This is a genomic window from Amycolatopsis pretoriensis (genome assembly GCF_900107925.1).
GTDB classification, from domain to species: Bacteria; Actinomycetota; Actinomycetes; order Mycobacteriales; family Pseudonocardiaceae; genus Amycolatopsis; species Amycolatopsis pretoriensis.
The window spans coordinates 200,557-223,361 of sequence record NZ_FNUJ01000008.1; the positions used below are offsets into that span (position 1 = coordinate 200,557).

General features: G+C 71.6%; 23 protein-coding genes and 1 pseudogene. 14 read left to right on the forward strand and 10 right to left on the reverse strand.

Features of this window, described 5'->3' with window-relative positions; all coding sequences use genetic code 11:
- The first annotated feature begins 354 nt into the window (after positions 1-354).
- Complete coding sequence (locus BLV96_RS50030) at positions 355-528, forward strand: hypothetical protein (RefSeq protein ID WP_167379832.1); 174 nt, start codon at positions 355-357, stop codon at positions 526-528.
- A gap of 33 nt (positions 529-561) precedes the next feature.
- Here the strand turns inward: BLV96_RS50030 and alc are convergent, their stop codons facing one another.
- Together alc and allB are read right to left on the reverse strand one after the other, a co-directional pair.
- Positions 562-1,575 carry an allantoicase gene (alc, locus tag BLV96_RS34395; RefSeq protein ID WP_086679923.1) on the reverse strand — a complete coding sequence of 338 codons (1,014 nt, stop codon included), beginning with the start codon at positions 1,573-1,575 and terminating at the stop codon, positions 562-564.
- Position 1,576: 1 nt separating this feature from the next.
- On the reverse strand, positions 1,577-2,905 hold the full coding sequence (gene allB, locus BLV96_RS34400; RefSeq protein WP_086679972.1) for an allantoinase AllB: 1,329 nt from the start codon (positions 2,903-2,905) through the stop codon (positions 1,577-1,579).
- A gap of 129 nt (positions 2,906-3,034) precedes the next feature.
- Here allB and BLV96_RS51475 point away from each other — a divergent pair.
- From BLV96_RS51475 to BLV96_RS34435, 7 genes and pseudogenes are all read left to right on the forward strand, one after another.
- Positions 3,035-3,265, forward strand: a pseudogene (locus BLV96_RS51475) (helix-turn-helix domain-containing protein); the annotation flags it as partial.
- Between the two features lie 39 nt (positions 3,266-3,304).
- Complete coding sequence (locus BLV96_RS51575) at positions 3,305-3,763, forward strand: helix-turn-helix domain-containing protein (RefSeq protein WP_425266206.1); 459 nt, start codon at positions 3,305-3,307, stop codon at positions 3,761-3,763.
- Positions 3,764-3,818: 55 nt separating this feature from the next.
- Positions 3,819-4,271, forward strand: coding sequence for a 2-oxo-4-hydroxy-4-carboxy-5-ureidoimidazoline decarboxylase (gene uraD / locus BLV96_RS34415; protein WP_086679925.1), 453 nt, complete (start codon positions 3,819-3,821; stop codon positions 4,269-4,271).
- Positions 4,268-4,585, forward strand: a complete 318-nt coding sequence (gene uraH / locus BLV96_RS34420) for a hydroxyisourate hydrolase (protein ID WP_086679927.1) — start codon at positions 4,268-4,270, stop codon at positions 4,583-4,585. Before uraD ends, uraH begins: the two co-directional genes overlap by 4 nt.
- 3 nt (positions 4,586-4,588) lie before the next feature.
- Positions 4,589-5,470 (forward strand): factor-independent urate hydroxylase, encoded by an 882-nt coding sequence (pucL, locus tag BLV96_RS34425; protein ID WP_086679929.1) that lies wholly within the window; start codon positions 4,589-4,591, stop codon positions 5,468-5,470.
- A gap of 192 nt (positions 5,471-5,662) precedes the next feature.
- A complete protein-coding gene (locus BLV96_RS34430; RefSeq protein ID WP_482746378.1) occupies positions 5,663-6,247 on the forward strand; it encodes a TetR/AcrR family transcriptional regulator in 585 nt (194 codons plus the stop codon).
- A gap of 102 nt (positions 6,248-6,349) precedes the next feature.
- Positions 6,350-7,924 carry a glycoside hydrolase family 27 protein gene (locus BLV96_RS34435; protein WP_086679933.1) on the forward strand — a complete coding sequence of 525 codons (1,575 nt, stop codon included), beginning with the start codon at positions 6,350-6,352 and terminating at the stop codon, positions 7,922-7,924.
- On the opposite strand, the gene pucD is transcribed toward BLV96_RS34435, so the two are convergent.
- From pucD to BLV96_RS34455, 4 genes are read right to left on the reverse strand one after another with little or no spacing between them, the layout of a single operon-like run.
- Entirely contained in the window at positions 7,917-10,175 is a 2,259-nt protein-coding gene (gene pucD / locus BLV96_RS34440) for a xanthine dehydrogenase subunit D (protein ID WP_086679935.1), read from the reverse strand. The genes BLV96_RS34435 and pucD overlap by 8 nt on opposite strands.
- Entirely contained in the window at positions 10,172-11,512 is a 1,341-nt protein-coding gene (locus BLV96_RS34445; protein ID WP_086679937.1) for an 8-oxoguanine deaminase, read from the reverse strand. The genes pucD and BLV96_RS34445 overlap by 4 nt, the downstream gene beginning before the upstream one ends.
- Positions 11,509-11,976 carry a (2Fe-2S)-binding protein gene (locus BLV96_RS34450; protein WP_086679939.1) on the reverse strand — a complete coding sequence of 156 codons (468 nt, stop codon included), beginning with the start codon at positions 11,974-11,976 and terminating at the stop codon, positions 11,509-11,511. The genes BLV96_RS34445 and BLV96_RS34450 overlap by 4 nt, the downstream gene beginning before the upstream one ends.
- Positions 11,967-12,830 carry an FAD binding domain-containing protein gene (locus tag BLV96_RS34455; RefSeq protein ID WP_086679941.1) on the reverse strand — a complete coding sequence of 288 codons (864 nt, stop codon included), beginning with the start codon at positions 12,828-12,830 and terminating at the stop codon, positions 11,967-11,969. Before BLV96_RS34455 ends, BLV96_RS34450 begins: the two co-directional genes overlap by 10 nt.
- A gap of 121 nt (positions 12,831-12,951) precedes the next feature.
- Here BLV96_RS34455 and BLV96_RS34460 point away from each other — a divergent pair, with 121 nt between their 5' ends.
- The 4 genes from BLV96_RS34460 (at position 12,952) to BLV96_RS50035 (ending at position 16,177) form a co-directional block, all read left to right on the forward strand.
- Positions 12,952-14,268, forward strand: coding sequence for a PucR family transcriptional regulator (locus tag BLV96_RS34460; RefSeq protein ID WP_086679944.1), 1,317 nt, complete (start codon positions 12,952-12,954; stop codon positions 14,266-14,268).
- A 2-nt stretch (positions 14,269-14,270) separates the two neighbouring features.
- Positions 14,271-14,753: a MarR family winged helix-turn-helix transcriptional regulator gene (locus BLV96_RS34465; protein ID WP_244180692.1), complete on the forward strand. Its 483-nt coding sequence runs from the start codon at positions 14,271-14,273 to the stop codon at positions 14,751-14,753.
- A gap of 22 nt (positions 14,754-14,775) precedes the next feature.
- Positions 14,776-15,900: a DUF2786 domain-containing protein gene (locus BLV96_RS34470; RefSeq protein ID WP_086679948.1), complete on the forward strand. Its 1,125-nt coding sequence runs from the start codon at positions 14,776-14,778 to the stop codon at positions 15,898-15,900.
- Positions 15,901-16,027: 127 nt separating this feature from the next.
- Entirely contained in the window at positions 16,028-16,177 is a 150-nt protein-coding gene (locus BLV96_RS50035; protein ID WP_158104201.1) for a hypothetical protein, read from the forward strand.
- Positions 16,178-16,207: 30 nt separating this feature from the next.
- On the opposite strand, the gene BLV96_RS34475 is transcribed toward BLV96_RS50035, so the two are convergent.
- Positions 16,208-17,395, reverse strand: coding sequence for a DUF6986 family protein (locus BLV96_RS34475; RefSeq protein WP_086679950.1), 1,188 nt, complete (start codon positions 17,393-17,395; stop codon positions 16,208-16,210).
- Positions 17,395-18,972 (reverse strand): malate synthase A, encoded by a 1,578-nt coding sequence (aceB, locus tag BLV96_RS34480; RefSeq protein WP_086679952.1) that lies wholly within the window; start codon positions 18,970-18,972, stop codon positions 17,395-17,397. Before aceB ends, BLV96_RS34475 begins: the two co-directional genes overlap by 1 nt.
- A 112-nt stretch (positions 18,973-19,084) precedes the next feature.
- Between aceB and BLV96_RS34485 the strand changes: the two genes are divergently transcribed.
- Entirely contained in the window at positions 19,085-19,861 is a 777-nt protein-coding gene (locus BLV96_RS34485) for an IclR family transcriptional regulator (RefSeq protein WP_086679954.1), read from the forward strand.
- Between the two features lie 88 nt (positions 19,862-19,949).
- Here the strand turns inward: BLV96_RS34485 and BLV96_RS34490 are convergent, their stop codons facing one another.
- Complete coding sequence (locus tag BLV96_RS34490; RefSeq protein WP_086679956.1) at positions 19,950-20,450, reverse strand: GNAT family N-acetyltransferase; 501 nt, start codon at positions 20,448-20,450, stop codon at positions 19,950-19,952.
- Positions 20,451-20,639: 189 nt separating this feature from the next.
- Here BLV96_RS34490 and BLV96_RS34495 point away from each other — a divergent pair, with 189 nt between their 5' ends.
- Positions 20,640-21,455 carry a hypothetical protein gene (locus BLV96_RS34495; RefSeq protein ID WP_086679958.1) on the forward strand — a complete coding sequence of 272 codons (816 nt, stop codon included), beginning with the start codon at positions 20,640-20,642 and terminating at the stop codon, positions 21,453-21,455.
- Here the strand turns inward: BLV96_RS34495 and ftsY are convergent.
- On the reverse strand, positions 21,452-22,723 hold the full coding sequence (gene ftsY / locus BLV96_RS34500; protein WP_086679960.1) for a signal recognition particle-docking protein FtsY: 1,272 nt from the start codon (positions 22,721-22,723) through the stop codon (positions 21,452-21,454). The two genes, BLV96_RS34495 and ftsY, sit on opposite strands and share 4 nt — an antisense overlap.
- Between the last annotated feature and the right edge of the window lie 82 nt (positions 22,724-22,805).

Sequence of the window (22,805 nt, forward strand, 5' to 3'; positions counted from 1 at the left end):
CCGGCACGCAAACCGGAAGCACGCCGAACCGGCACAGGCCTGACCGCGTCCAAGGTCCTCGCCGCCCGCGAAGGCGCAAGCCCTTCAGGCGACGAGCGAGCGCCCGAGCTGCCCGATGCGCGCTCCCGCAGGAGCGAGCGGGTGCCGCCCTGGCCGTCAACAGCGGCGGCACAACCGCAGTCCGGCGGCGGACCGGGTTACGCTCCGCCCAGCCGAACCGCTCGCCGCCGCGGCGGAGGCGGTCGGCGAGGAACCGGGTGGAGAACGGCCGTCCGGCGGCGCCCCGGTGCAAGCCCTGCCACAACACGCGTAGGCGCGCGGTGGCCACTCGCCCGCCCGTGAGAGGCTGGTGGCATGGCCAAACCCACCCCGCTGCAGTTCCGGAACATCCTCGTCGCCCTGCTGGCGGCGGCGGGCTTCGTCTGGAGCGTCGTGGCCGGGATGCAGTGGTGGGTGAGCGCGATCATCGGCTGCGCCTGCGTGCTCGCGCTGGCCTCTGCCTACCTCAACCGGCCGGACGCCGGCTGACCCCGAATTGTCAGCCGGACGCCGCCGGGCGGGTCAGCGCGTCTTGGCGTAGCGGGCCTTCAAGTTCGTCCGGCCCGCCTCCGTGAGCCTTCCGAAGAGGCGGAGCCTCGCCAGGCCGCCGTCCGGGTAGATGTCCAGACGGGCCTCCGTCACCTCCGGGCCGTCCTTCACCGCGAAACGGTGCCGCGTGTCCGGCTGCAGGCGCGTCTTCGGAAGCAGCGGGACCCACTCGCCGTACGTGTCGCGGCCGCTCACCGAGGCCCAGCCCGGGGCGTTGCCCTTGAGGTTGCTTGTGTCCAGCTCGGCGAACCGGATGATGCCCGCGCCCGCGAGGCGGAGCGTTACCCAGTCGTTTCCGTCGTCGCGGCGGCGGGCCGTCTCCCAGCCCTCTGCCTGGTGCGCCGCCAGTCCGGGGGAGAGCAGGTTGTTCGGCGATGAATAGAACTTGTTGCTGCAGCCCGTCACCACGGCGCCGTTCTCCAACGCCGCCAAGTCCAGCGCGTCCAGATCCAGGAGGTCCGGGTCCGGGATCGGCACTCCGTGCACGCGCAGGCGGGCGACTCCGCCGTCCGGGTGCTGCGTCAACCGCACGTGCGTGTAGCGGCGTGAACCGAGTACCGCGTAATAGTTCTCCGTGTGGCCGGCAGCCGGGGCGTGATCGACCAGGACGTCCCAGTCCGCCGACTGCAGCTCCGCCGCCGACGGGTAGCCCGGCACCGATGCCGCTTCGACCGAGACGAACGGCGGGTAATTGCCCTTGAAGAACGCCGTATCCACGATGACGCCGGTGACCGTGCCGGCCAGGCCGAGCCGGATCACCGCCTGGTCGTCGCCCGGTTCGCGGTGGCGGCGGGTCTCCCAGCCGTCGTAGACCTGGCCCTTCGGGCCGAACGTCTCGGCACGGTGTGCCGGCGTCCACGGGTTGACCAGGTTTTCCTTCTCGGCGAACAGCTCGTCGGTCGCCCACATCACCGTTCCGCCGAAGCGGCGTGACGCGAGGTCGGGCAGTTCGGTCCACTCAGGACGGTCGGACAAGGCAGCCTCCATTTCAGCAGTCCCCCCGGGTCAGCAACGTGCCGCGTGGCTCGTCGCCGGTGATTTCGGTGCCCCGCAACCACGTCGAGCGCACGACGCCGGCGAGCGGACGCCGGTCGTACGCGCTCACCGGGTTGCGGTGCTTCAACTTCGCGACGTCGACGACGAACGCCTCGTCCGGTGCGAACACGCAGAAGTCGGCGTCGTACCCGGCCGCCAGATGGCCCTTGCGGCGCATCCCCGCCTGCGCCGCCGGACGCTCGGCCATCCAGCGGACGACGTCGGTGAGCGCGAACCCGCGTTGCCGCGCCTGCGTCCAGATCGCCGGCAGGCCCAGCTGCAGGCTGGAAATCCCGCCCCACGCGAGACCGAAGTCGCCGCTGTCGAAGCGTTTCAGCTCGGGCGTGCAGGGTGAGTGGTCGCTGACGATGGTGTCGATCACGCCGTCGGCGAGCCCCTGCCAGAGCAGCTCGCGGTTGGCCGCCTCCCGGATCGGCGGGCAGCACTTGAACTGCGTTGCGCCGTCGCGGATTTCCTCGGCGACGAAGCTGAGGTAGTGCGGGCAGGTTTCGGCCGTCAGCGTCACGCCGTCGCGTCGCGCCGCGGCGACCAGCGGGAGCGCCTCGGCCGACGAAAGGTGCAGGATGTGCGCTCGCGCGTCGTGGCGGCGGGCCGCCTCGATGACGTGCGTGATCGCGAGGTTCTCCGCTTCACGCGGTCGCGAGTGCAGGAAGTCGACATAGCGACCGCCGTGCGGCTCCGGTGCCGCATCGATTTCGTGCGCGTCCTCCGCGTGGACGATCATCAGCGCGTCGAAGGAACTCAGCTCGCGCAACGCTTCGTCGAGTCCCGTCGGGTCGAGCGGCGGGAACTCGTCGACGCCCGAGTGGAGCAGGAAGCACTTGAAGCCGAACACCCCGGCTTCGTGCAGGGCACGGAGATCGCCGACGTTGCCGGGGATCGCGCCGCCCCAGAAGCCGACGTCGACGTGGACCCGGCCGGTCGCCGCCTTGCGCTTGACCTCCAGCGCCGCCACGTCGACGGTCGGCGGCAAGCTGTTGAGCGGCATGTCCACGATCGTGGTCACGCCGCCCGCGGCGGCCGCGCGGGTCGCGGTCTCGAAGCCCTCCCACTCGGCACGGCCGGGATCGTTGACGTGGACGTGCGTGTCGACGAGTCCCGGCAGCAGCACGACGTCGTCGCCGAGCTCGACGACGCGGTCGCCGGACAGCGAGGCGCCGCCGGGTTCGACCGCGACGATCCGGCCGCCGTCGACGCCGAGGGTCGCCGGAACCTCGCCCTCGGCCGTCACGGCCCGGGCTGCGCGCACCACAAGATCCATCCGAAAGCCCTTCGCCGGGAGGATGAGCACCATCGATTCCACAGAACGGAAAGACGGTTTCGCACAACGACAGTAACCACGGCGCGCGCCGCTCGTCAACGACGGACGCGGCGCGTTACGGTCATCCTCGTGCGACTGGAAGCGGAGTTCACCAGCGAACCGTTCCGCGGCGAAGGTGCGCCGCCCGAGCACGCGCTCGCCGCGCGCGACGCCGCGGTGGAAGCGGGGCTGGAGACCGACTTCGGGCCGCTCGGGACGCTCGCGAGGGGCGAGGCGAAGGCTCTGCTCGACGCCATTCCGGCCATCGCGAAGGCAGCGCTCGAGGGCGGCGCGACGCAGGTGACGCTGCAGGTGCGCCACGCCGGCACGGACACGGCCGACGCCGCCGGACCGGCCGGAGTGGCCCGGGCCGATGTGGACCAACCAGCCGACACAGGCAGGGCCGCCGGACCGGCCGGAGTGAGCCGGGCCGGTGCCGACGAACCAGCCGGCGTAAGCACGGCCGCCGAGCCGCGCGGCGCAGGCACGGCCGCCGAGCCGACCGACGCGGACATGGCCTCCGACCCAACCAGCGTGAGAACGCCGGGAGCAACGGCCGGACCGCGCGGCACGAGCACCGCCGGCACGCCGGAAACCGTCGTCGAGCTGACCGATGCGTTGGCCCGGCTCATCGCCGACCTCGAACGTGAAATGGGCGCCAGGCTGGGCGAACTCGACCGCGCCGGGAAGCAGCGGGCCGTGCGGATCCTGCGGGAACGCGGGGCCTTCGGCCTGCGGAAATCCGTCTCCTCGGTGGCCGACGCGCTGGGCGTCACGCGGTTCACCGTCTACAACTACCTCAACCGGGAAGCCGACTGACCAGCGCTTTCAACAAAATGTTGACGGAACTCCGGCACCGACGTACGGTCAGGCCGTGCTGCTCACCGAGTTCAACACCGCCGACGACGTCCGGCCGCTGCTGACGGCTTGCCTCGCCGTCCCCCGTTGGGTGGACGCCATCGCCGAAAACCGGCCGTACGCCGACCTGGACGCGCTGACGGCCGCTGCCGACCGTCCGCTGAGCGGCGACGAAATCCGGCAGGCCATGGCCGCCCACCCGCGGATCGGCGAAAAGCCGGCGGACGGCTGGGCGCGCTCGGAACAGTCCGGTGTGGACAATGCCGACGCCTTCGCCGCCGCGAATGCCGAGTACGAAGCCAAGTTCGGCCACGTCTACCTCGTCTGCGCCAGTGGCCGCAGCGGCGAAGAGCTGCTGAAGATCCTCCGGGAACGGCTGGACAACGATCCCGCGACCGAACTGGCCGTCGCCGGGCGGGAACTCCTCAAGATCGCCGAACTCCGACTCGCGAAAGCGGTGACCGCGTGAGCCTCGTGACCACCCACGTCCTCGACACGGCGACCGGGCGCCCCGCCACCGGCATCGCCGTCCGGTTCGAAACCGCCGAGGGGAAGCCGATCGCCGACGGGCGCACCGACGACGACGGCCGCATCCGCGACCTCGGCCCGGAAACCCTCGAGCCCGGCGTCTACCGCCTGGTCTTCGACACCGGCGCCTACCTGGGCCCGGACGCCTTCTTCCCGGAAGTGACGCTCACGTTCCGGATCGCCGACGGCACCGCGCACCACCACGTGCCGCTCCTGCTCAGCCCGTTCGCCTATTCGACCTACCGAGGGAGCTGAACCGTGGCCATCACCCTGGGCCCCAACCAGTACGGCAAGGCGGAGGTCCGCCTGGTGACGGTGCGCCGCGACGGCCCCGTGCACCACCTCAAGGACTTGACCGTGTCGACGTCGCTGCGGGGCGAGCTCGCCGCGACGCACCTCACCGGCGACAACGCCGGCGTGCTCGCGACCGACACGCAGAAGAACACCGTGTACGCCTTTGCGAAGGAAGCGCCGGTCGGCGAGATCGAGGACTTCGCCCTGCGCCTCGCGCGGCACTTCACCGGCACGCAGGGCAACATCACCGGCGCGCGGGTCAAGGTCGACGAGCACGGCTGGGACCGGATCGCCGTCGGCGGCGAGCCGCACGACCACGCGTTCAGCCGCTCCGGCGACGAACGGCGCACCACGGCCGTCTCGATCCGGGACGGTCGCGCGTGGGTCGTGTCCGGCATCGACGGCCTGACGCTGCTCAAGTCCACGGGTTCGGAGTTCCACGGCTTCCCGCGCGACCAGTACACGACGCTCGCCGAGACCGACGACCGCATCCTCGCGACCGCCGTGACGGCGAAGTGGCGTTACGAGGGCGAGGACGTCGACTGGGCCGAGAGTCACCGCGAGATCCGGCGGCTGATGCTGGAGACGTTCGCGACGAAGCACAGCCTTTCGCTGCAGCAGACGCTGTACGCGATGGGCGAATCGGTACTGAAAGCCCGTGAAGAGGTCGCCGAAGTCCGGCTGTCGCTGCCGAACAAGCACCACTTCCTCGTGGACCTGAGCCCGTTCGGGCTGAAGAACGACAACGAGGTGTTCTACGCGGCGGACCGGCCGTACGGCCTGATCGAGGGCACGATCCTGCGCGACGACGCCGAGGACCCGGGCCCGGCCTGGGACATCCACTAGCCGCGGGGCGGACCGCCGCCCCCAACGCAGCCCCCGCCCTCTCCGGGGGACCGGCCCCGCACCCAGTGTATCGGGGGTGGGCGACAGGACCCGTGAAAAGCCCGCTCCGGGGCCGGCTTGTCCACATCACGAGGGGGGTGTGGACAAGCCGGACTCGGTAGAACGCTCTAACGACCGCGTATCCTCGATCCCGTGGCAGGGACCAAGGAACGGATCATGGCCGCCGGCGCGGAACTCTTCCGGCGCAACGGCTACAGCGGTACCGGGCTGAAGCAGATCGTCGCCGAGGCGAACGCTCCCTTCGGGTCGCTCTACCACTTCTTCCCCGGGGGCAAGGAACAGCTCGGGGCGGAAGTCGTCCGGACCTCCGGGTTCGCCTACATCCAGCTCTTCGACCTCTTCATCGCGCCCGCGCCCGATCTGGTCAGCGGGGTCGAAGCCTTCTTCGCCGCCGGGATCGCCACCCTCGAAGCCACCGACTACGTCGAAGGCTGCCCCATCGCGACCGTCGCCCTGGAGGTCGCCTCCACCAACGAACCGCTGCGGCAGGCCACCGCCGACGTCTTCACCGCCTGGATCGACGCCGGGACCGAGAAGTTCGGGAAGTTCGGGCTCACCAAAACCGCCGCGAGGACGCTGACCATCACCGCCGTCAACAACCTCGAAGGCGCCTTCGTCCTCTGCCGCTCGCTGCGGGACACCGAGGCCATGGCCGTCGCGGGCGCCGCGACCGTCGAGGTCGCCCGGCGACTCCAGCAAGAAAGCACACAACTTTAGTCGGGAATCCAACACAAATACTCAAGATGGCGCTTGACCGCGCAGCAGTGGACACGGAAGCTGCAATTTCTCCTCCCCCACCGCTGTCGGTTGGAGCTGCCCATGCGCCGAGTCCTCGCCGTCCTCGCCACCGCCGTCGCCGCGATCGGGCTGGCCGGCCCACCCGCGCAGGCCCTCGAAAACGGTCTCGCGAGAACGCCACCCATGGGGTGGAACACCTGGAACACCTTCGAGTGCGACATCAACGAGACGCTCGTCAAGCAGACCACCGACCTCATGGTCAGCTCGGGGATGCGCGACCGCGGCTACACCTACGTCAACCTCGACGACTGCTGGATGACCCGGACGAGGGACGGCAACGGCAACCTCGTCGCCGACTCCGCGAAGTTCCCCAGCGGCCTCAAGGCGCTCGGCGACTACATCCACGCCCGCGGGATGAAGTTCGGCATCTACGAGAGCGCCGGCAGCGAAACCTGCCAGCACTACCCCGGCAGCCTCGGCCACGAGCAGGCCGACGCGAACAGCTTCGCGAGCTGGGGCGTCGACTACCTCAAGTACGACAACTGCGGCAGCCCCGCCGGGGAAAACCAGCAGGACTACGTGCGCCGCTACTCCGCGATGCGTGACGCGCTCAAGGCCACCGGCCGCCCGATCGCCTACAGCATCTGCGAATGGGGCAACTTCTCACCCTCGACCTGGGCGCCGGACGTCGGCAACCTGTGGCGCACCACCGGCGACATCACCAACAACTGGGGCAGCATCGACTCGATCTACCGCCAGAACGTCGGCCTCGCCTCGGCCGCGAAGCCCGGCGCCTGGAACGACCCCGACATGCTCGAAGTCGGGGACGGCATGGACTTCCAGGAGGACCGCGCCCACTTCACGCTCTGGGCCGCCATGGCCGCGCCGCTGATCGCGGGCGCCGACCTCCGCAGCGCCAGCGTCGCCACCTTCTCGACCTACCTCAACGCCGACGTCATCGCCGTCGACCAGGACCCGCTCGGCAAGCAGGCCACCCGGATCTCGTCCGGCGGCGGCCTCGACGTCCTGAAGAAGCCCCTGCAGAACGGGGACGTCGCCGTCGTGCTGTTCAACGAAAACGGCACCACGAAGACCGTCTCGACGACCACCGCCGCGGCCGGGCTGCCCGCCGCGTCGAGCTACCGGCTCACCAACCTGTGGTCCAAGGAGCAGACCACCAGCACCGGCACGATCAGCGCGAACGTCCCTTCGCACGGCACCGTCATCTACCGCGTCACGCCCAACGCGAGCGGCGGCAACCCGGCGAAAGCACTCCAGGGCGCGTCGTCGTCACGCTGCATCGACATCAACGGCAACGTCACCACGCCCGGCACGAAGGTCGACATCTGGGACTGCGACGGCGGACCGAACCAGTCCTGGACGTTCACCAGCGCGGGTGAGCTGAAGGCCAACGGCCTCTGCCTCGACGCCAACGAGGGCGGCACGACCGCCGGGACCAAGCTGATCGTCTGGACGTGCCACGGCGGCGCGAACCAGAAGTTCAAGCTCAACCCCGACGGCTCGATCACCGGCACCCAGACCGGCCTGTGCGTCGACGTGACCGGCGGCGACAAGCCCGCCGGCAACGTCAACGGCACGCAGCTCGAACTCTGGGGCTGCAACGACGACGCCAACCAGAACTGGCAGCTCAAGTAGCGGTCAGGTGCTCCGGCCGGACCGGGACGCGCGTGAGCGCGAGCCCGGTCGCGGCCCGGATCGCGGCCACGATCGCCGGGGTCGACGAGATCGTCGGCGGCTCGCCGACCCCGCGCAGGCCGTACGGCGCGTGCGGGTCCGGGCGCTCCAGGACGTCGATGCTCATCGGCGGCATGTCCAGGACCGTCGGGATCAGGTAGTCGGTGAAGGAGGGGTTCCGGATCTTCCCGCCGGAGGTCTGGATCTCCTCCATCACCGCGAGCCCGAGCCCCTGCGCCGAACCGCCCTGGATCTGGCCCAGCACCGCTTGGGGGTTCAGCGCCTTGCCGACGTCCTGGGCGCAGTCCAGCGCGACCACCTTGACCAGGCCCAGTTCCGTGTCGACGTCGACGACCGCCCGGTGCGCGGCGAACGCGTACTGCACGTGCGCGCTCCCCTGCCCGGTCTCCGGATCCAACGAAGAAGTCGGCCGGTGCCGCCACTCGATCGTTTCGTCGTAGACGTCGTCGGCGAGGACGTCCACCAGGTCCGCGACCACCTGGCCGTCGGCCGCGACGAGCTTGCCGCCCACCACCCGCACCCGCTGGTCGAACCGGGACAGCAGCCGCGCCCGCACCGCCGCGCAGGCGGCCTGGACCGCGCCGCCGGTGACGTAGGTCTGGCGCGACGCCGACGTCGAGCCGCCGTTGCCGATCGAGGTGTCCATCGGCAGGACCGTCACCTGGTCGACGCCCAGTTCGGTCCGCACGATCTGCTGCATGATCGTCACCAGGCCCTGGCCGACTTCGCAGGCCGCGGTGTGCACGGTCGCCGCCGGTTCGCCGCCGACCAGCTGCAGGCGCACCCGGGCCGTCGAGTAGTCGTCGAAGCCTTCGGAGAAGCAGACGTTCTTGATCCCCACGGCGTACCCGACCCCGCGGACGACGCCTTCGCCGTGCGTCGTGTTCGACACCCCGCCCGGCATGTGCCGCAGGTCGAAGGGCCGCTCGGGCGGCATCGGCTTGTCCCGCACCAGGCCCAGCAGCTCGGCGACCGGCGCTTCCGCGTCGACGACCTGGCCGGTCGGCATCAGGTCGCCTTCGCTCATGGCGTTGCGGACGCGGATTTCGACCGGGTCCACGCCACACGCGAGAGCGAGCTTGTCCATCTGCGACTCGTACCCGAACGCCGCCTGCACCGCGCCGAAGCCGCGCATGGCGCCGCACGGCGGGTTGTTCGTGTACGTGCCCCAGCAGTCGACCGACACACTGTCCACTTTGTACGGACCGACACCCAGAGTCGCCGCGTTCGCGACCACCGCACCGGTCGAGGACGCGTACGCGCCGCCGTCGAGGTACAGCCGCGTGCGCACGTAGACGAGCCGGCCGTCGGAAGTGGCACCGTGCTCGTAGTACATCTTCGCCGGGTGGCGGTGGACGTGGCCGTAGAAGGACTCTTCGCGGTTGTAGACCATCTTCACCGGCTTGCCGGTGTGCAGCGCCAGCAAGCACGCGTGGACCTGCATCGACAGGTCCTCGCGGCCGCCGAACGCGCCGCCGACGCCGCCGAGCGTCAACCGCACCTTCTCGACCGGCAGGCCCAGCGCGGCGACGATCTGCTGCTGGTCGACGTGCAACCACTGCGTCGCGACGTACAGATCGACGCCGCCTTCGGTGTCCGGCACGGCGAGCCCCGACTCCGGCCCGAGGAACGCCTGGTCCTGCATGCCGACCTCGTAGACACCCGAGACGACGACGTCGGCGGCGGCATCTTGCGGGCCGCGGCGGATCTTCACGTGCCGGACGACGTTGCCGCCGTCGTGCAACGAAGGCCCAACACCCGCGACAGCCGCTTCGGAGTCCGTCACCGGCGCAAGCTCTTCGTAGGAAACGACGATCCGCTTCATCGCGCGGCGCGCGGTCTCCGGGTGGTCGGCGGCGACCAGCGCGACCGGTTCGCCCTGGTAGCGGACGACGTCGGACGCGAGCACCGGCTGGTCGGCGTGCTCCAGGCCGTAGCGGTTGACGCCGGGGACGTCCTCGTGGGTCAGCACCGCGTGGACGCCGGGCACTTTCAAGGCGTCGGTGAGGTCGATGCCGGTGATCCGCGCGTACGGGTGAGGGCTGCGCAGCGTCACGCCCCACACCATGTCCTCGTGCCACAGGTCCGAGGAGTAGGCGAACTCGCCGCGCACCTTCACCGTGCCGTCGGGGCGGCGGGGTGACGCGCCGACGCCGTTCGCGGTCTGCGTGGTGACGGAAGTGGTGGTCATCTGCCCTCCCTCAGCCGGGCGCTCGCGGCCGCCAGCTCGCGGGCGATCTCGGATTCGTCGGCCTCGCGCAGGGTGCCGTCTTCGACGACGGCCTTGCCGCCGACGAACAGCCGGCGCAGCGGCGGGGTCGTGCCCAGCACCAGCGCCGCGACCTGGTCGGCGATGCCGGCGTAGTTCAGGCCGGTCAGGTCCCAGACGGCGAGGTCGGCGAGCTTCCCGGGCTCGATCGAGCCCAGGTCGTCGGCGCGGCCCAGGCAGCGCGCGCCGCCCATCGTGCCCATCCACAACGCCTCACGCGTGGTCAGCCCACGCGGGCCGCCGCGCTGGCGGGCCTGCAGCAACGCCTGGTGCAGCTCTTCGGCGAGGCCGCCGGACTCGCTGGACGCGGCCCCGTCAACACCGAGGCCGACCGCCACCCCCGCGTCGAGCAGGTCGCGGACCGGGGCGATGCCGGAGCCTAGGCGGCCGTTGGACGTCGGGCAGTGCGCGGCGCCGGTGCCGGTCGCGCCGAACCGGCGGATCGCGTCGGGCGCGAGGTGGACGGTGTGCGCGAGCCAGACGTCGTCGGCGAGCCACCCGAGCTTGTCGGCGTACTCGGCGGGCGTGCAACCCACCTCTTCCAGGCACTGCTTCTCCTCGTCGAGGGTCTCGGCGAGGTGCGTGTGCAGGCGGACGCCCTTGCGGCGGGCCAGCTCGGCCGCGCCGGACATCAGCCGTTCGGTGACCGAGAACGGCGAGCACGGACCCACGGCGATCTGCAGGTGGGCTTCCGGCGCGGCGTCGTGGAAGCGGGCGATCGCCGCTTCGGTGCCGGTCAGCGCGTCCTCGGTCGACTCGACGAGGTTGTCCGGCGGCAGGCCGCCGTCGGACTCGCCGCGGTCCATCGACCCGCGCACCACGTGCAGCCGGACGCCGATCCGCTGCCGGGCCGCGGCCAGCGCCGCGACCTGGTCGCCGCCGTCGCGCGGGAAGACGTAGTGGTGGTCGGCGACGGTCGTGCAGCCGGTCAGCGCCAGCCGCGCCATCCCGGCCGTGCCCGCGGCGTGCGTGACCTCCGCGTCGAGGCGCTTCCAGACCGGGTAGAGCGCGACCAGCCACTCGAAGAGCGTGTGGTCCGCGGCCAGCCCGCGGGTCGCCCACTGGTAGAGGTGGTGGTGGGTGTTGATCAGGCCCGGCGTGACCAGGCAGCCCGAGGCGTCGACGCGCTCGTCGAACTCGCCCGTGTAGACGCCTTCGCCGACTTCGGCGATCCGGTCGTTCTCGACGACCACGTACCCGGACTCGTGCTCGGGACCGCTGACGGTGGCGATCGCCGCGTTCGCGATGAGGGTCTTCACGCGACACCGCCCTTCGCGACGGCGCGCACCGCGTCGAGGATCTTTTCGTACCCGGTGCAGCGGCAGAGGTTGCCGGCGAGGGCCTCGCGGATCTCCTCGTCGGAGGGATCCGGGACGCGGTTGAGCAGGTCGTGCGCGGCGACGACCAGGCCCGGCGTGCAGAACCCGCACTGCACGGCACCGGCGTCCACAAAGGACTGCTGGACCGGGTCGAGCGTGTCGCCGTCGGCCAGTCCCTCGACCGTGCGGACCACGCGGCCCTCGGCCTGCCCGGCCGCGACCAGGCAGGCGCAGACCGGGACGTCGTCGAGGTAGACCGTGCAGGAGCCGCATTCGCCCTGCTCACAAGCGTTCTTCGAGCCCGGCAGGCCGAGCCGCTCGCGCAGGACGTAAAGGAGGCTTTCGCCCTCCCAGACGTCGTCCGCCTCGCGTTTCTCGCCGTTGATCGTGACATTCAGGCGCATGCGCGCTCCCCCGTCCGGTGTTCGTCCCAAGCCCAGGTCAACGTTCGCCGCGCGAGTACCCCGAGCGCGTGCTTCCGATACGCCGCACTGCCGCGGACGTCGTCGATCGGCGACGTCGCTTCGGCCACTAACTCGCCGAAGCGCCGTTTCAGCGAGTCGGGCAACGCTTCGGAGGAGCCCCACGGCAGCTCGGCGGCCAGGAACTCCTCGGCTTCGCGGGCGTGGCGCGGGGTCGGCGCGGCGGACCCGATCGCGGCCCCGACGCGGCCGTCGCGCAGGGCGAGCCCGAACGAGCAGACCGCGATGACCATGGCGTTGCGTGTGCCGACCTTGGCGAACTGCTGTGGCCCGGCGTGCGCGGGCAGGTGGACGGCGGTGATCAGCTCGTCCGGTTCGAGCGCGTGGCGTTTCACGCCGACGTAGAACTCCTCCGCGCGGAGGATCCGGCTCCCCCGGACGGAGGCCACCTCGATCCGCGCGTCGAGGGCCAGCAGCACCGGGTGGGTGTCGCCGGCGGGCGACGCGGCGCCGAGGTTGCCGCCGACCGTGCCCCGGTTGCGGATCTGCGGCGATCCGACCGTGCGCGACGCCATGGCGAGCGCCGGGACGGATTCACCCAGTTCAGCGATGACGCGGCTGTACGGGACTCCGGCGCCGAGCCGGACCGTGCCGTCCGATGTGGACCACTCCGTCAGCTCGCCGACCGTGGTCAGGTCCAGCAGGGCGTCCGGGCGCCGGTGGTCGAAGTTCAGCTCGACCATGACGTCGGTGCCGCCGGCGATCGGCACGGCGTCGGGCCGCTCGGCCTTCAGAGCCAGGGCCTCGGCGAGCGTCGTGGGACGCAGGAACTCCACTCGTGCTCCTTTGTGAGGGCGATAGACCAGTAGACGCCGAACCCGGTCCGGGCGGCAACGGCACCACGCATGAAACGCACAGGAGCGAAACCCCCGGCGTTTGTGCTTTCCTACAAGCCTCATGACGACCGTGAAAACTCTGCTCGGCCTGCCGGGGCTGCGGCTGCGCCCGCTGGCCGGGGCCGACCTGCTCGACCGGCCGGTGACGCGCATCTACGTCACGGAGCTGCCCGACCCCGGACGGTACCTGTCCGCGGGTGAACTGGTGCTGTCCGGCCTGCTCTGGTGGCGGCGCCCGGGCGACGCCGAACCGTTCGTGGCCGCGCTGGCCCGGGCGGGCGCGGCGGCGCTGGCCGCGTCCGGCGCCGACTCCGGCGGCATCCCGGCCGACGTGACCGACGCCTGCGAACGACACCGGATCCCGCTGCTGGAAGTGCCCACCGACCTGTCGTTCTCGGTGATCACCGAGCAGGTGGTGCTGGCGCTCGCGGCCGCGTCCGAGAGCGCGCGCAAACGTTTGCAGGCCGCGGCGGACGCGCCGGTCGAGACGCTTCTGGAACGCGCGTCGGCGGAGCTGGGCCTGCCGTGCTGGGTGCTGTCGGGCTTGGGCCGGGTGGTCGCCGGGACGGCGCCGCTGCCGGTGGCGGCGGCCGACGTCATCCGGCGCCACGCGGCGAAGGAGGCCGGGTCGCTGACCGTGGTCCCGGTCGAGGGGCGGCACGCCGTGCCGTGGCTGATCGCCGTCGGCGGGCCGTTGAGCACCGCGCAGGCGGAGCTGGCCGAGGAGCTCGCGGGGCTCGTCGGGGTCACGCGAGCGCGTGCTGCCACGCCTGAAGCCGAGTTGCCCGGCGAAGCGCGCGTTGTCGCCTTGCGGACCGAAGGCAGCGACGAGAGCGCGGACGTCCTGCGCGAGCTGCTGCCGGACGGCGTCCTGCTGGAGTCCACAGGGGACACTTCGTACGCGACGGGCCACTGGCCCGCTTCGGCGGTCACCGATCTGTCCACTGTGGAGCCGTTGCTGCGGGCGCCGCGGATCCTCTGCGGTGTCGGCGAACCCGGCGAGGCGCGGGAGGTCGCCGGGTACGCGCTGGCGGTGGCGGCCCGGCGCGCGGGCCGCGTCGTGGTGGTCCCGGCCGCCGAAGTCGACCCGCACCGGCTGCTGCTGGCGGGCGCCCCGGAGGGGCTGCGCGCGGCGTTGCGGCGCCGGGTGCTCGGACCGCTGCTGGCCTACGACGCCGAGCAGCACACGGACCTGGTGCACACGGTGCGGGTGTTCCTGGAGTGCTCGGGCTCGCCGACGCGCGCGGCGAAGGCGTTGCACGTCCACGTCAACACGCTGCGCTACCGCATCGGCCGGGCGGGCGAGCTGCTCGGGGCGGACCTGACGGAGTTCACCGACCAGCTCGACGTCTACCTCGCGTTGCGCATGGAGGAGTGAGTGTGGAGATCACGTCGGCACAGCAGGCCGGGTACGACCCGAGGGTGCTCGCGTTCGGGCGGCTGCAGGGCGCGGCGAACCGGCTGGAGTACCTGCTCGGGCGCGCACTGGAGCGCGAATGCGGGATCACGCACCTGATGTACGAGGTGCTGCTGATCGTCGGCCGCACGGGCCAGGACGGGCTGACGATGCGGTCGATCGCCCAGGAGCAGGTGCTGACGACGGGCGGGGCGACCCGGCTGGTCGACCGGATGTCGGCACTGGGGCTGGTGACCCGGACACCGTCACCGCGCGACGGGCGCGTCCAGCTGGTGCGGTTGACGGAGCTGGGCGAGGAGACGACGGTGCGGGCCAGCCGGGTGCACGTGGAGAACATCGAGCAGTTCTTCGTCAAGCCGCTGCCACCGGAGGACCGGGAGCGGTTCGCGGAGGACCTGCGGATCTTGAGCCACTTCGCACGGGACGCCCTGCCGCGGCTGCGTTAGCGGGCTGCGGCACACTCGCCCGGTGGGCAAGCAGAAGCGACGCGTTCCGGCCGGGGAGACCCCGAGGCCCGGGACCGCCGAGGAATTCCGTGACGCTCTGCTGACCGCCGCCTCCGCGACCGCGCGGGGTGTTCGCGGCGCGGCACGTGCGGACCGGCTGGTGCCCGGCCTCGACCTGCCGGCCGGGGCGGCCGAAGGCGCGCGGCTGGCCGGGCACCAGGTGATCTCCCGGGTCGCCCGGAGCGGCTGGCTGCCCGACGACCTCGACCAGGCGGCCCGGCGGCGGGTCGACGAGTTCGCCCGGTCCTTCGCGCTCGACACGCTGGCCGCGCACGACCAGGGTGCGGCCCGCTGGTGGACGGACTCCGAGCCGCACCTGACGCAGTGGGCGGCGAAGCACATCCTGACCCCGGCCGAAGCGCTGACCTCCGTCATCGAAGCCCTCGGCTTCCTGATGACCCTGCCCGTCCTGACGCCGCCGGGCACCGCGGCACCGGCCCGCCACACGGTGGACGAGAAGAAGCTGAGCCGCGTTCGCGCCCTGCTGGCGAAAGCCGAGTCGAGCTCGTTCCCGGAGGAGGCCGAGGCGCTTTCGGCGAAGGCGCAGGAGCTGATGACGCGGCACGCCCTCGACCGCGTGCTGGTCGAAGCCGTGCCCGACGTGCCCGCGTCCCGCCGGATCTGGCTCGACACCCCGTACGTCGACGCGAAGTCGCTGCTGGTCCACGTGGTCGCGAAGGCCAACCGCTGCCGGGCTGTCTTCGACCCGCGCTGGGACTTCGTGACCGTGGTCGGCGACGAGGACGATCTGGACGCGGTCGCGCTGCTGACCACATCCCTGCTGGTCCAGGCGACACGGGCGATGATCGCGGACCCCGCCGGCCGCGACCGGGCGTTCCGGAAGTCGTTCCTCGTCTCCTACGCGACGCGCGTCGGCGAGCGGCTCGACCGGGCCGCCGAAGCGGCGATCGCGGAGTCGCCCGCCCCGGACCGGCTGCTGCCGGCGCTGGCGTCGCACGACCTGGCGGTGGAGTCGGCCTTCACCACGCTCTTTCCCTCGGTGGTCAGCAAATCGGTGACTGTCCGCAGCGCCGAAGGCTGGGACGCGGGCCGCGAGGCCGCCGACCGCGCCCGGCTCGGCGAGTGACTACAGGAAGATCTTCACCAGCTGGTCGCGGCCGTTCGCGCGCGTCCGGATCGAGACGTCCGCGGTGAACGCCGAAGTGGCGGTACCACCCGGCCGGACCCGTCGATTGCTCGGCACCATCCGGGAGGTGGGGGTCGTGCTCGGAGCCGCACTGGGTCCGGCGTTGACGTTGACGGCGGCCCCGGCGGGGCTTTCGGCGTGGGCGGCGGGCGGGGCGATCGCGGGTCAGCTCATCGTGCCGGCCTTCGTGACCTTGCGCCGGCCGGCTCGTGAGTAGTGCGAGGGAGCACTCCGGCGGAGTGCTCCCTCAGCTCTCCCTGCGAGCGTACTTCTCCAGCTCCGGGCGCCCGAACGACAGCTCGCTCTCGTCCAGCGCGCCGCAGTCCAGCCCGCGCAGCAGGTACACCGCCAGCGCCTGCGCGGTCGCCGGTTCGTCCAACACTCCCCCGGACTGCTTCTCCGCGTACGCCCGCAGCCGCTCCACCGCGGCCGGGAACCCCTCGCGGTAGAACGTGTACGTCGCCGCGAAACGCGTCGGCAGCTGGTGCGGGTGCAGGTCCCAGCCCTGGTAGAACCCGCGCTCCAGGGACCGGCGGACCAGCCTGAGGTGCTCGGCCCACGCGTCCGGGAGCGCGTCGCCGAGCGGGAGCTTGTTGGTCGATCCGTCCGACAGCCGGACACCCGTGCCCGCCGCCGAGACCTGCATCAGGCCCTTCGCCAGGTCCGCCGCCGGGTGCTCCATGCTTTGGTACGCCGCCGCGATGCCGAGCCCGGCGCTGTAGTCGTACGTCCCGTAGTGCAGCCCCGAACACCGGCCGGCCGCCGCCTGGACGATCCGCGGGACCGACAGCGTCCCGTCGGTGTCCACAATGGACTGGGATGTCTCGATCTGGACCTCGAAGCGCAGCGTGCCCTCGGCGAGCCCGTACGCGGATTCGAGGCGCGCCAGCACTTCCGCGGCCACCGACACCTGCTCGATCGCCGTCACCTTCGGGAGCGTCACGACGAAACCCGTGGGCAGCGGCCCGTGTTCCAAGAGTCCCGTGAGGAACAGGTCCAGCGTCCGGACGCCACGCCGGCGCGTCGCCGCTTCGAAGCTCTTGAAGCGGATGCCCGAGAACGGTGTCCCGCCGGTCGTCGCCAGGGTCTGGCCGGCCGCCAGCGCCGCCGCGTCCTCGACGTCGTCGGCGACGCGGCCGAAGCCGTCCTCGAAGTCGATGCGCAGGTCCTCGATCGGCTCGGTCAGCAGCTTCGCGCGGACGCGCTCGAACACGTCCTCGCCGACGCCGAGGAGGTCGCCGTGCTCGATGAACACGCGCATCGCCTGCTTGCCCCAGTCGGCGACCAGGCGCGTCTTGTACCGCGACGCCGGGACGTACACCGTGTGCACCGGCTGCCGCCCCGGGCGCTCCCCCGGGTACGACGCCGCGACGCGCGCGTCGGCCTCGGCCAAGCGCGCGTCGGCGGCGTCGTAGACGTCCTCGGGCAGGCGCACTACTTGATCCGCTCGTACGCGGGCAGCGTCAGGAAGTCCGGGAACTCGTCGGCCAGCGCGACCTGCTCGAACAGCTCGATCGCCGGCACCAGCAGGTCGGCGGCGACCTCGCCGGTCAGCTCGCCGCGGACGTCGGCCAGGACGCCGCGCACCAGCTCCGCCGTCACGACGTCGCCACTGTCCAAAGTGGTCCCGTTCTTGACCCACTGCCAGATCTGCGACCGCGAGATCTCCGCCGTCGCCGCGTCTTCCATCAGGTTGTGGATCGCCGCCGCGCCGTTGCCGCCGAGCCAGGACGCGATGTAGCGGACGCCGACGTCGACCGCGGCGCGCAGGCCGGCCGCCGTCGCGCCACCCGGCGTCGAAGCGACGTCCAGCAGCTGGTCGGCGGTGACGCTCACCTCGTCACGCGTGCGCTCGAGCTGGTTCGGCTTGTCGCCGAGGACCTTGTCGAACTCCTCCGCGCAGAGCTCGACCATGCCCGGGTGCGCGACCCAGGAGCCGTCGAAGCCGTCGCCGGCCTCGCGGGACTTGTCCGCGTGCACCTTCTCGAAGGCCCCCTTGTTGATCTCGGGGTCCTTGCTCGGGATGAACGCGGCCATGCCGCCGATCGCGAACGCGCCGCGCTTGTGGCAGGTGCGCACGAGCAGCTCGGTGTAGGCGCGCATGAACGGCGCGGTCATCGTGACCGAGTTGCGGTCCGGCAGCACGAACTTCTCGCCCGCGTCGCGGAAGTACTTGATCACGCTGAACAGGTAGTCCCAGCGGCCGGCGTTGAGGCCCGACGCGTGCTCGCGCAGCTCGTAGAGGATCTCCTCCATCTCGAACGCGGCCGGGATGGTCTCGATCAGCACGGTCGCGCGGACGGTGCCGTGCTCGATGCCGAGCGTCTTCTCGGCGTGGGTGAAGACGTCGTTCCAGAGCCGCGCTTCGAGGTGGCTCTCCATCTTCGGCAGGTAGTAGTACGGGCCCTTGCCGCGCTTCAGCAGCTCGGCCGCGTTGTGGAAGAAGTGCAGGCCGAAGTCGACGAGCGCGCCGACGGCCTCGCGGCCGCCGAAGGACAGGCCGCGCTCGGGCAGGTGCCAGCCGCGCGGGCGGACCACGATCGTGGCGTGCTCGACGTCGTCCTTGAGCGCGTAGCTCTTGCCGCCGCTCTCGAGGGTGATCGTCTCGCGGATCGCGTCGTAGAGGTTGACCTGGCCGGACACGACGTTCGCCCAGTGCGGCGTGTTGGCGTCCTCGAGGTCGGCGAGCCAGACCTTCGCGCCGGAGTTGAGCGCGTTGATGGTCATCTTGCGGCTGGTCGGCCCGGTGATCTCGACGCGGCGGTCGCGCAGCGCGGGCGGGGCGCCGGCGACCTGCCAGTCGCCGTCGCGGATCTCCTGGGTCTCCGGCAGGAAGTCGAGCCGGCCGGTGGTCCGGGCCTCTTCGCGGCGCTTGCCGCGAGCCTGGAGCAGCTCGTCGCGGCGGGCGGCGAAGGCGTCGTGCAGGCCGGCGAGGAAGTCGAGCGCCTCCGCGGTGAGGATCTCGTCGCCGCGCTCGACCGGCTCGCCCAGCACCTGGACTTCAGAAGACATGGGGAAACACCTCGAAGGTTCGGAATCTTGGATAACGGCCCTACGGTTTTCTACCAGCCGGACTATAGTTTCTGCATAGCGGAACCTCAACGCCGACGTAAGGAGGGCCACCGTGCCGGCGGAGAAGAACGGTCGCGACGGCGGCGTCCAGTCCCTGCAGCGCGCCTTCGAGCTGCTGGAACACCTCGCGGACACCGGCGGCGAAGCCAGCCTGTCCGAGCTGGCGACGTTGTCCGGGCTGCCGATGCCGACGATCCACCGGCTCATCCGCACCCTGGTCGACCTCGGGTACGTCCGGCAGAACACGAACCGCCGCTACGCACTGGGCGCGCGGCTCATCAGGCTGGGCGAGAACGCGAGCATGCAGTTCGGCGCGTGGGCGCGGCCGCTGCTGGCGGAGCTGGTCGAGGAGGTCGGCGAGACGGCGAACCTGGCGGTCCTGGAGCGCGACGAAGTCGTGTACGTGTCCCAGGTGCCTTCGAAGCACTCGATGCGGATGTTCACCGAGGTCGGACGGCGGTTGCTGCCGCACGGCACCGGAGTGGGCAAGGCGATGCTGGCGCACCTGCCCGAGCCGGACGTGCGGGCGTTGCTTTCGCGCACGGGCATGCCGGCGTACACCGAGCACACGTTCACCGACCCGGACGCGCTGGCGGTCGAGCTCTCGCGGATCGCTTCGCAGGGGTATGCGCTGGACGAGGCGGAGCAGGAGCTGGGGGTCCGGTGCGTGGCGGTGGCGGTACCGGGGGCGCCGGTGCCGGCGGCGGTTTCGGTGTCGGGCCCGTCGGGCCGGCTGACCGCCGAGGCGGTGGCGCACATCGCCCCGGCGGTGCAGCGGGTGGCCGACGCCCTGGGCGCGAGCCTGTCCCAGTCGGCGGTGACGGTCTGACGCGAGCGGTGACCGATCGCATCCGGCCGCTACCCTGTGTGCATGTCCGACGTGCTCGCCGAGCAGCTCGTCGCCATGAAGCGGCCCGCTAGCCGAGTTCCCCGGCCAGCAAGTCCATCAGCAGGCCGTCGTGCCAGGTGCCGTCCGGGGCACGCTCGTAGTTGCGCATGAGCCCGACCGGACGGAATCCCACCTTCGTGTACACCCGGATCGCCGTCTCGTTGGCCGCCGCCGGGTCGATCGTCAGCCGGTGGTGGCCGTTGTCCAGCAGGTGGCGGGCCAGGGTGCGCAGCGCGTCCGTGCCGACGCCGCGGCCGTGGAAGTCCGGGTGCACCGAAATGTCGATGCCCGCGTGCTTGTACTGCGGGTCGAGTTCCTCGCAGCTCTGGATCAGGCCGACGACTTCGCCGTCCAGCTCGATGGCGTAGGGCGAGTAGCCGTCTTCGACGGTGTAGAGCCCTTCGGTCTCCTGGTCCGGGTCGCCCCACCAGCGAGCGACTTCCGGCGTGGCGAGGATCTCGCGCAGGCGAGCGCGGTCCCCGGCGGCGACGGGGCGCAGGACGACCCGGTCGCCGTGGATGGTGGTCATGATCGGTTCCTCTCGACGTGACGGGCGAAGGACGTCACGTCGAGGAGGGGAACGAGCGGACGGGCGTCAACCGGGCATACCGGGATTCTGCGCCGGTCCGGGCCGGCCGTCACCCGGTTTTCGCTCCCACGGGACGCCGTTTTCCGCCTCTGACCTGGTAAAATCGGTCTCCGGGCCGGAGGGGGAAGAATGCTCGAACTGTTCGTCGCGCCGCTCGCCTGGGCGGGTCAGAAGGCCGCCGACGTCTTCATCGGCCGGCTCGCCGAGAAGGGCGCGGACCGGCTCGTCGACCGGTTCGACGACCGACGGCGGAAGACCGTCGTCGTTCCGGAGCCTCCGGACGCGCCCCCGCGGCACCGGCTCGGCGACGTGACCAGCGACATCGACATCGTCGTGCGGCACCTGCCGTCGAGCGGGCAGCGGGTGTTGCTGACCTTCCAGGCGACACCCCTCGCCGGCGAGCGCACCTCCGGGGTGATCGTGCCGATGCTGCTCGGCGAGGCCGCACACCTGACGCTGCCCCGCGGCGACTACCTGATCGGCGCGCTGGTCCTCGATCCTCCCCCGAACTCCGGCGGCAAGCCGGTGCTGCGCGGCGTCGGCGGGGTACGGCACTGGGTGGCGAGCAACCGGACCGAGCAGCTGACCATCCGGACCGCCGCGCCGACGCCGGACCTCCTCGGGCAGCTCGGGCTCCTGCGGCCCGATGGCGCCGGCCCGTTCCAGATCGCGCCGCAGAAGCCGGTCACTGCGCCGCGGCAGCTCCCGGAAGTGCCCGGGATCCAGGCGCGCCTGGATGCTGCCGCCAAGGTGGGAGCCCACGCGAAAGCTCTCGCCCAGGCGGCCTCGGCCGGCGAGGCTCAGCGGTGCCGGGCGGCGACCGCCGACCTCGGACCCCGGTGCACGGTCCGGGCCGGCGCGAACGGCCTGTGTCCGTTCCACAGCGCCGCCCTGAAGCTCGGCGAGACCCTCTACGACTGGTCCAGCGGGAAGCCGATCGCTTAGCCCAGCAGGGCGTCCACGAACGCACCGGGCTCGAACGGCGCCAGGTCGTCCGGGCCCTCGCCGAGCCCGACCAGCTTCACCGGCACGCCCAGCTCCTTCTGCACCTGGAACACGATGCCGCCCTTGGCGGTGCCGTCCAGCTTCGTCAGCACGATGCCCGTCACGTCGATGACCTCGGCGAACACGCGCGCCTGCATCAGGCCGTTCTGGCCGGTCGTCGCGTCCAGGACCAGCAGGACCTCGTCGACCTTCGCCTGCTTCTCCACGACGCGCTTGACCTTGCCCAGCTCGTCCATCAGGCCCGTCTTCGTGTGCAGCCGGCCCGCCGTGTCGACCAGGACCGCGTCCACGCCCGTGTCCACGCCGCGCTTGACCGCGTCGAACGCCACCGCCGCCGGGTCCGCGCCCTCCTTGCCGCGGACGACCTCCGCGCCCACGCGCTCGGCCCACGTCTGGAGCTGGTCGGCCGCCGCCGCGCGGAACGTGTCCGCCGCGCCCAGCACCACCGTCTTCTCCTGGGCCACCAGGACGCGGGCCAGCTTGCCCGTGGTCGTCGTCTTGCCCGTGCCGTTCACGCCCGCCACCAGGACCACCGCGGGCTGCTTCTGGCCGTCGACGATGTGCGGCAGCGCCCGCACCGCGCGCTCGCTGTCCGTCGACAGCTGCGCCGTCAGGACCTCGTGCAGCACCTCGCGCGCCTCGGCCGACGAGCGGATCGCCCGCCGGGACAGCTCGTCGCGCAGGCGGTCGACGATCTGGGTCGTCGTGGCCGCGCCGAGGTCGGCCATCAGCAGCGTGTCTTCGACGTCCTGCCAGGAGTCCTCGTCGAGGTCGCCCGCGCCGAGCAGGCCCAGCAGGCTCGTGCCGAACACCGAACGCGACTTCGACAGCCGGCCGCGCAGCCGCTCCATGCGGCCGGTCGCGGGCTCGATCTCCTCGACGACCGGGGCGGCTTCCGAAGGCGCTTCGGGCAGCTTGACGTCGCGGACCGTGCGCTGCGCCGAGTCGCGCGGCACGGCGGCGTCGTCGCCCACGGCGGGCTGGCCGTCGGTTTCCGGCCGGTCTTCGACGGGGTGTTCGGCCGTCCCGCCGGGCGCGAGCGCGATGCCCCCGCTCGCCGCGTAGGAGCCGCCCTTCGGCTTCTCCTCGACCTCGCGCTTCGCGTCCAGGCTGATCCGGCGCTTGCGCGCGACCAGCAGGCCGGTCACCAGGATGGCGACCAGCACGACGACGGCGACGACTACGAACAGGAACCAGGTGCTCGACACCCGCCCATCCTTTCATCCGCACCGCGCGGTCCCGGACACCCCGTCCGCACAGGCAATTCGTAACGACGTTGATCCCGATTGG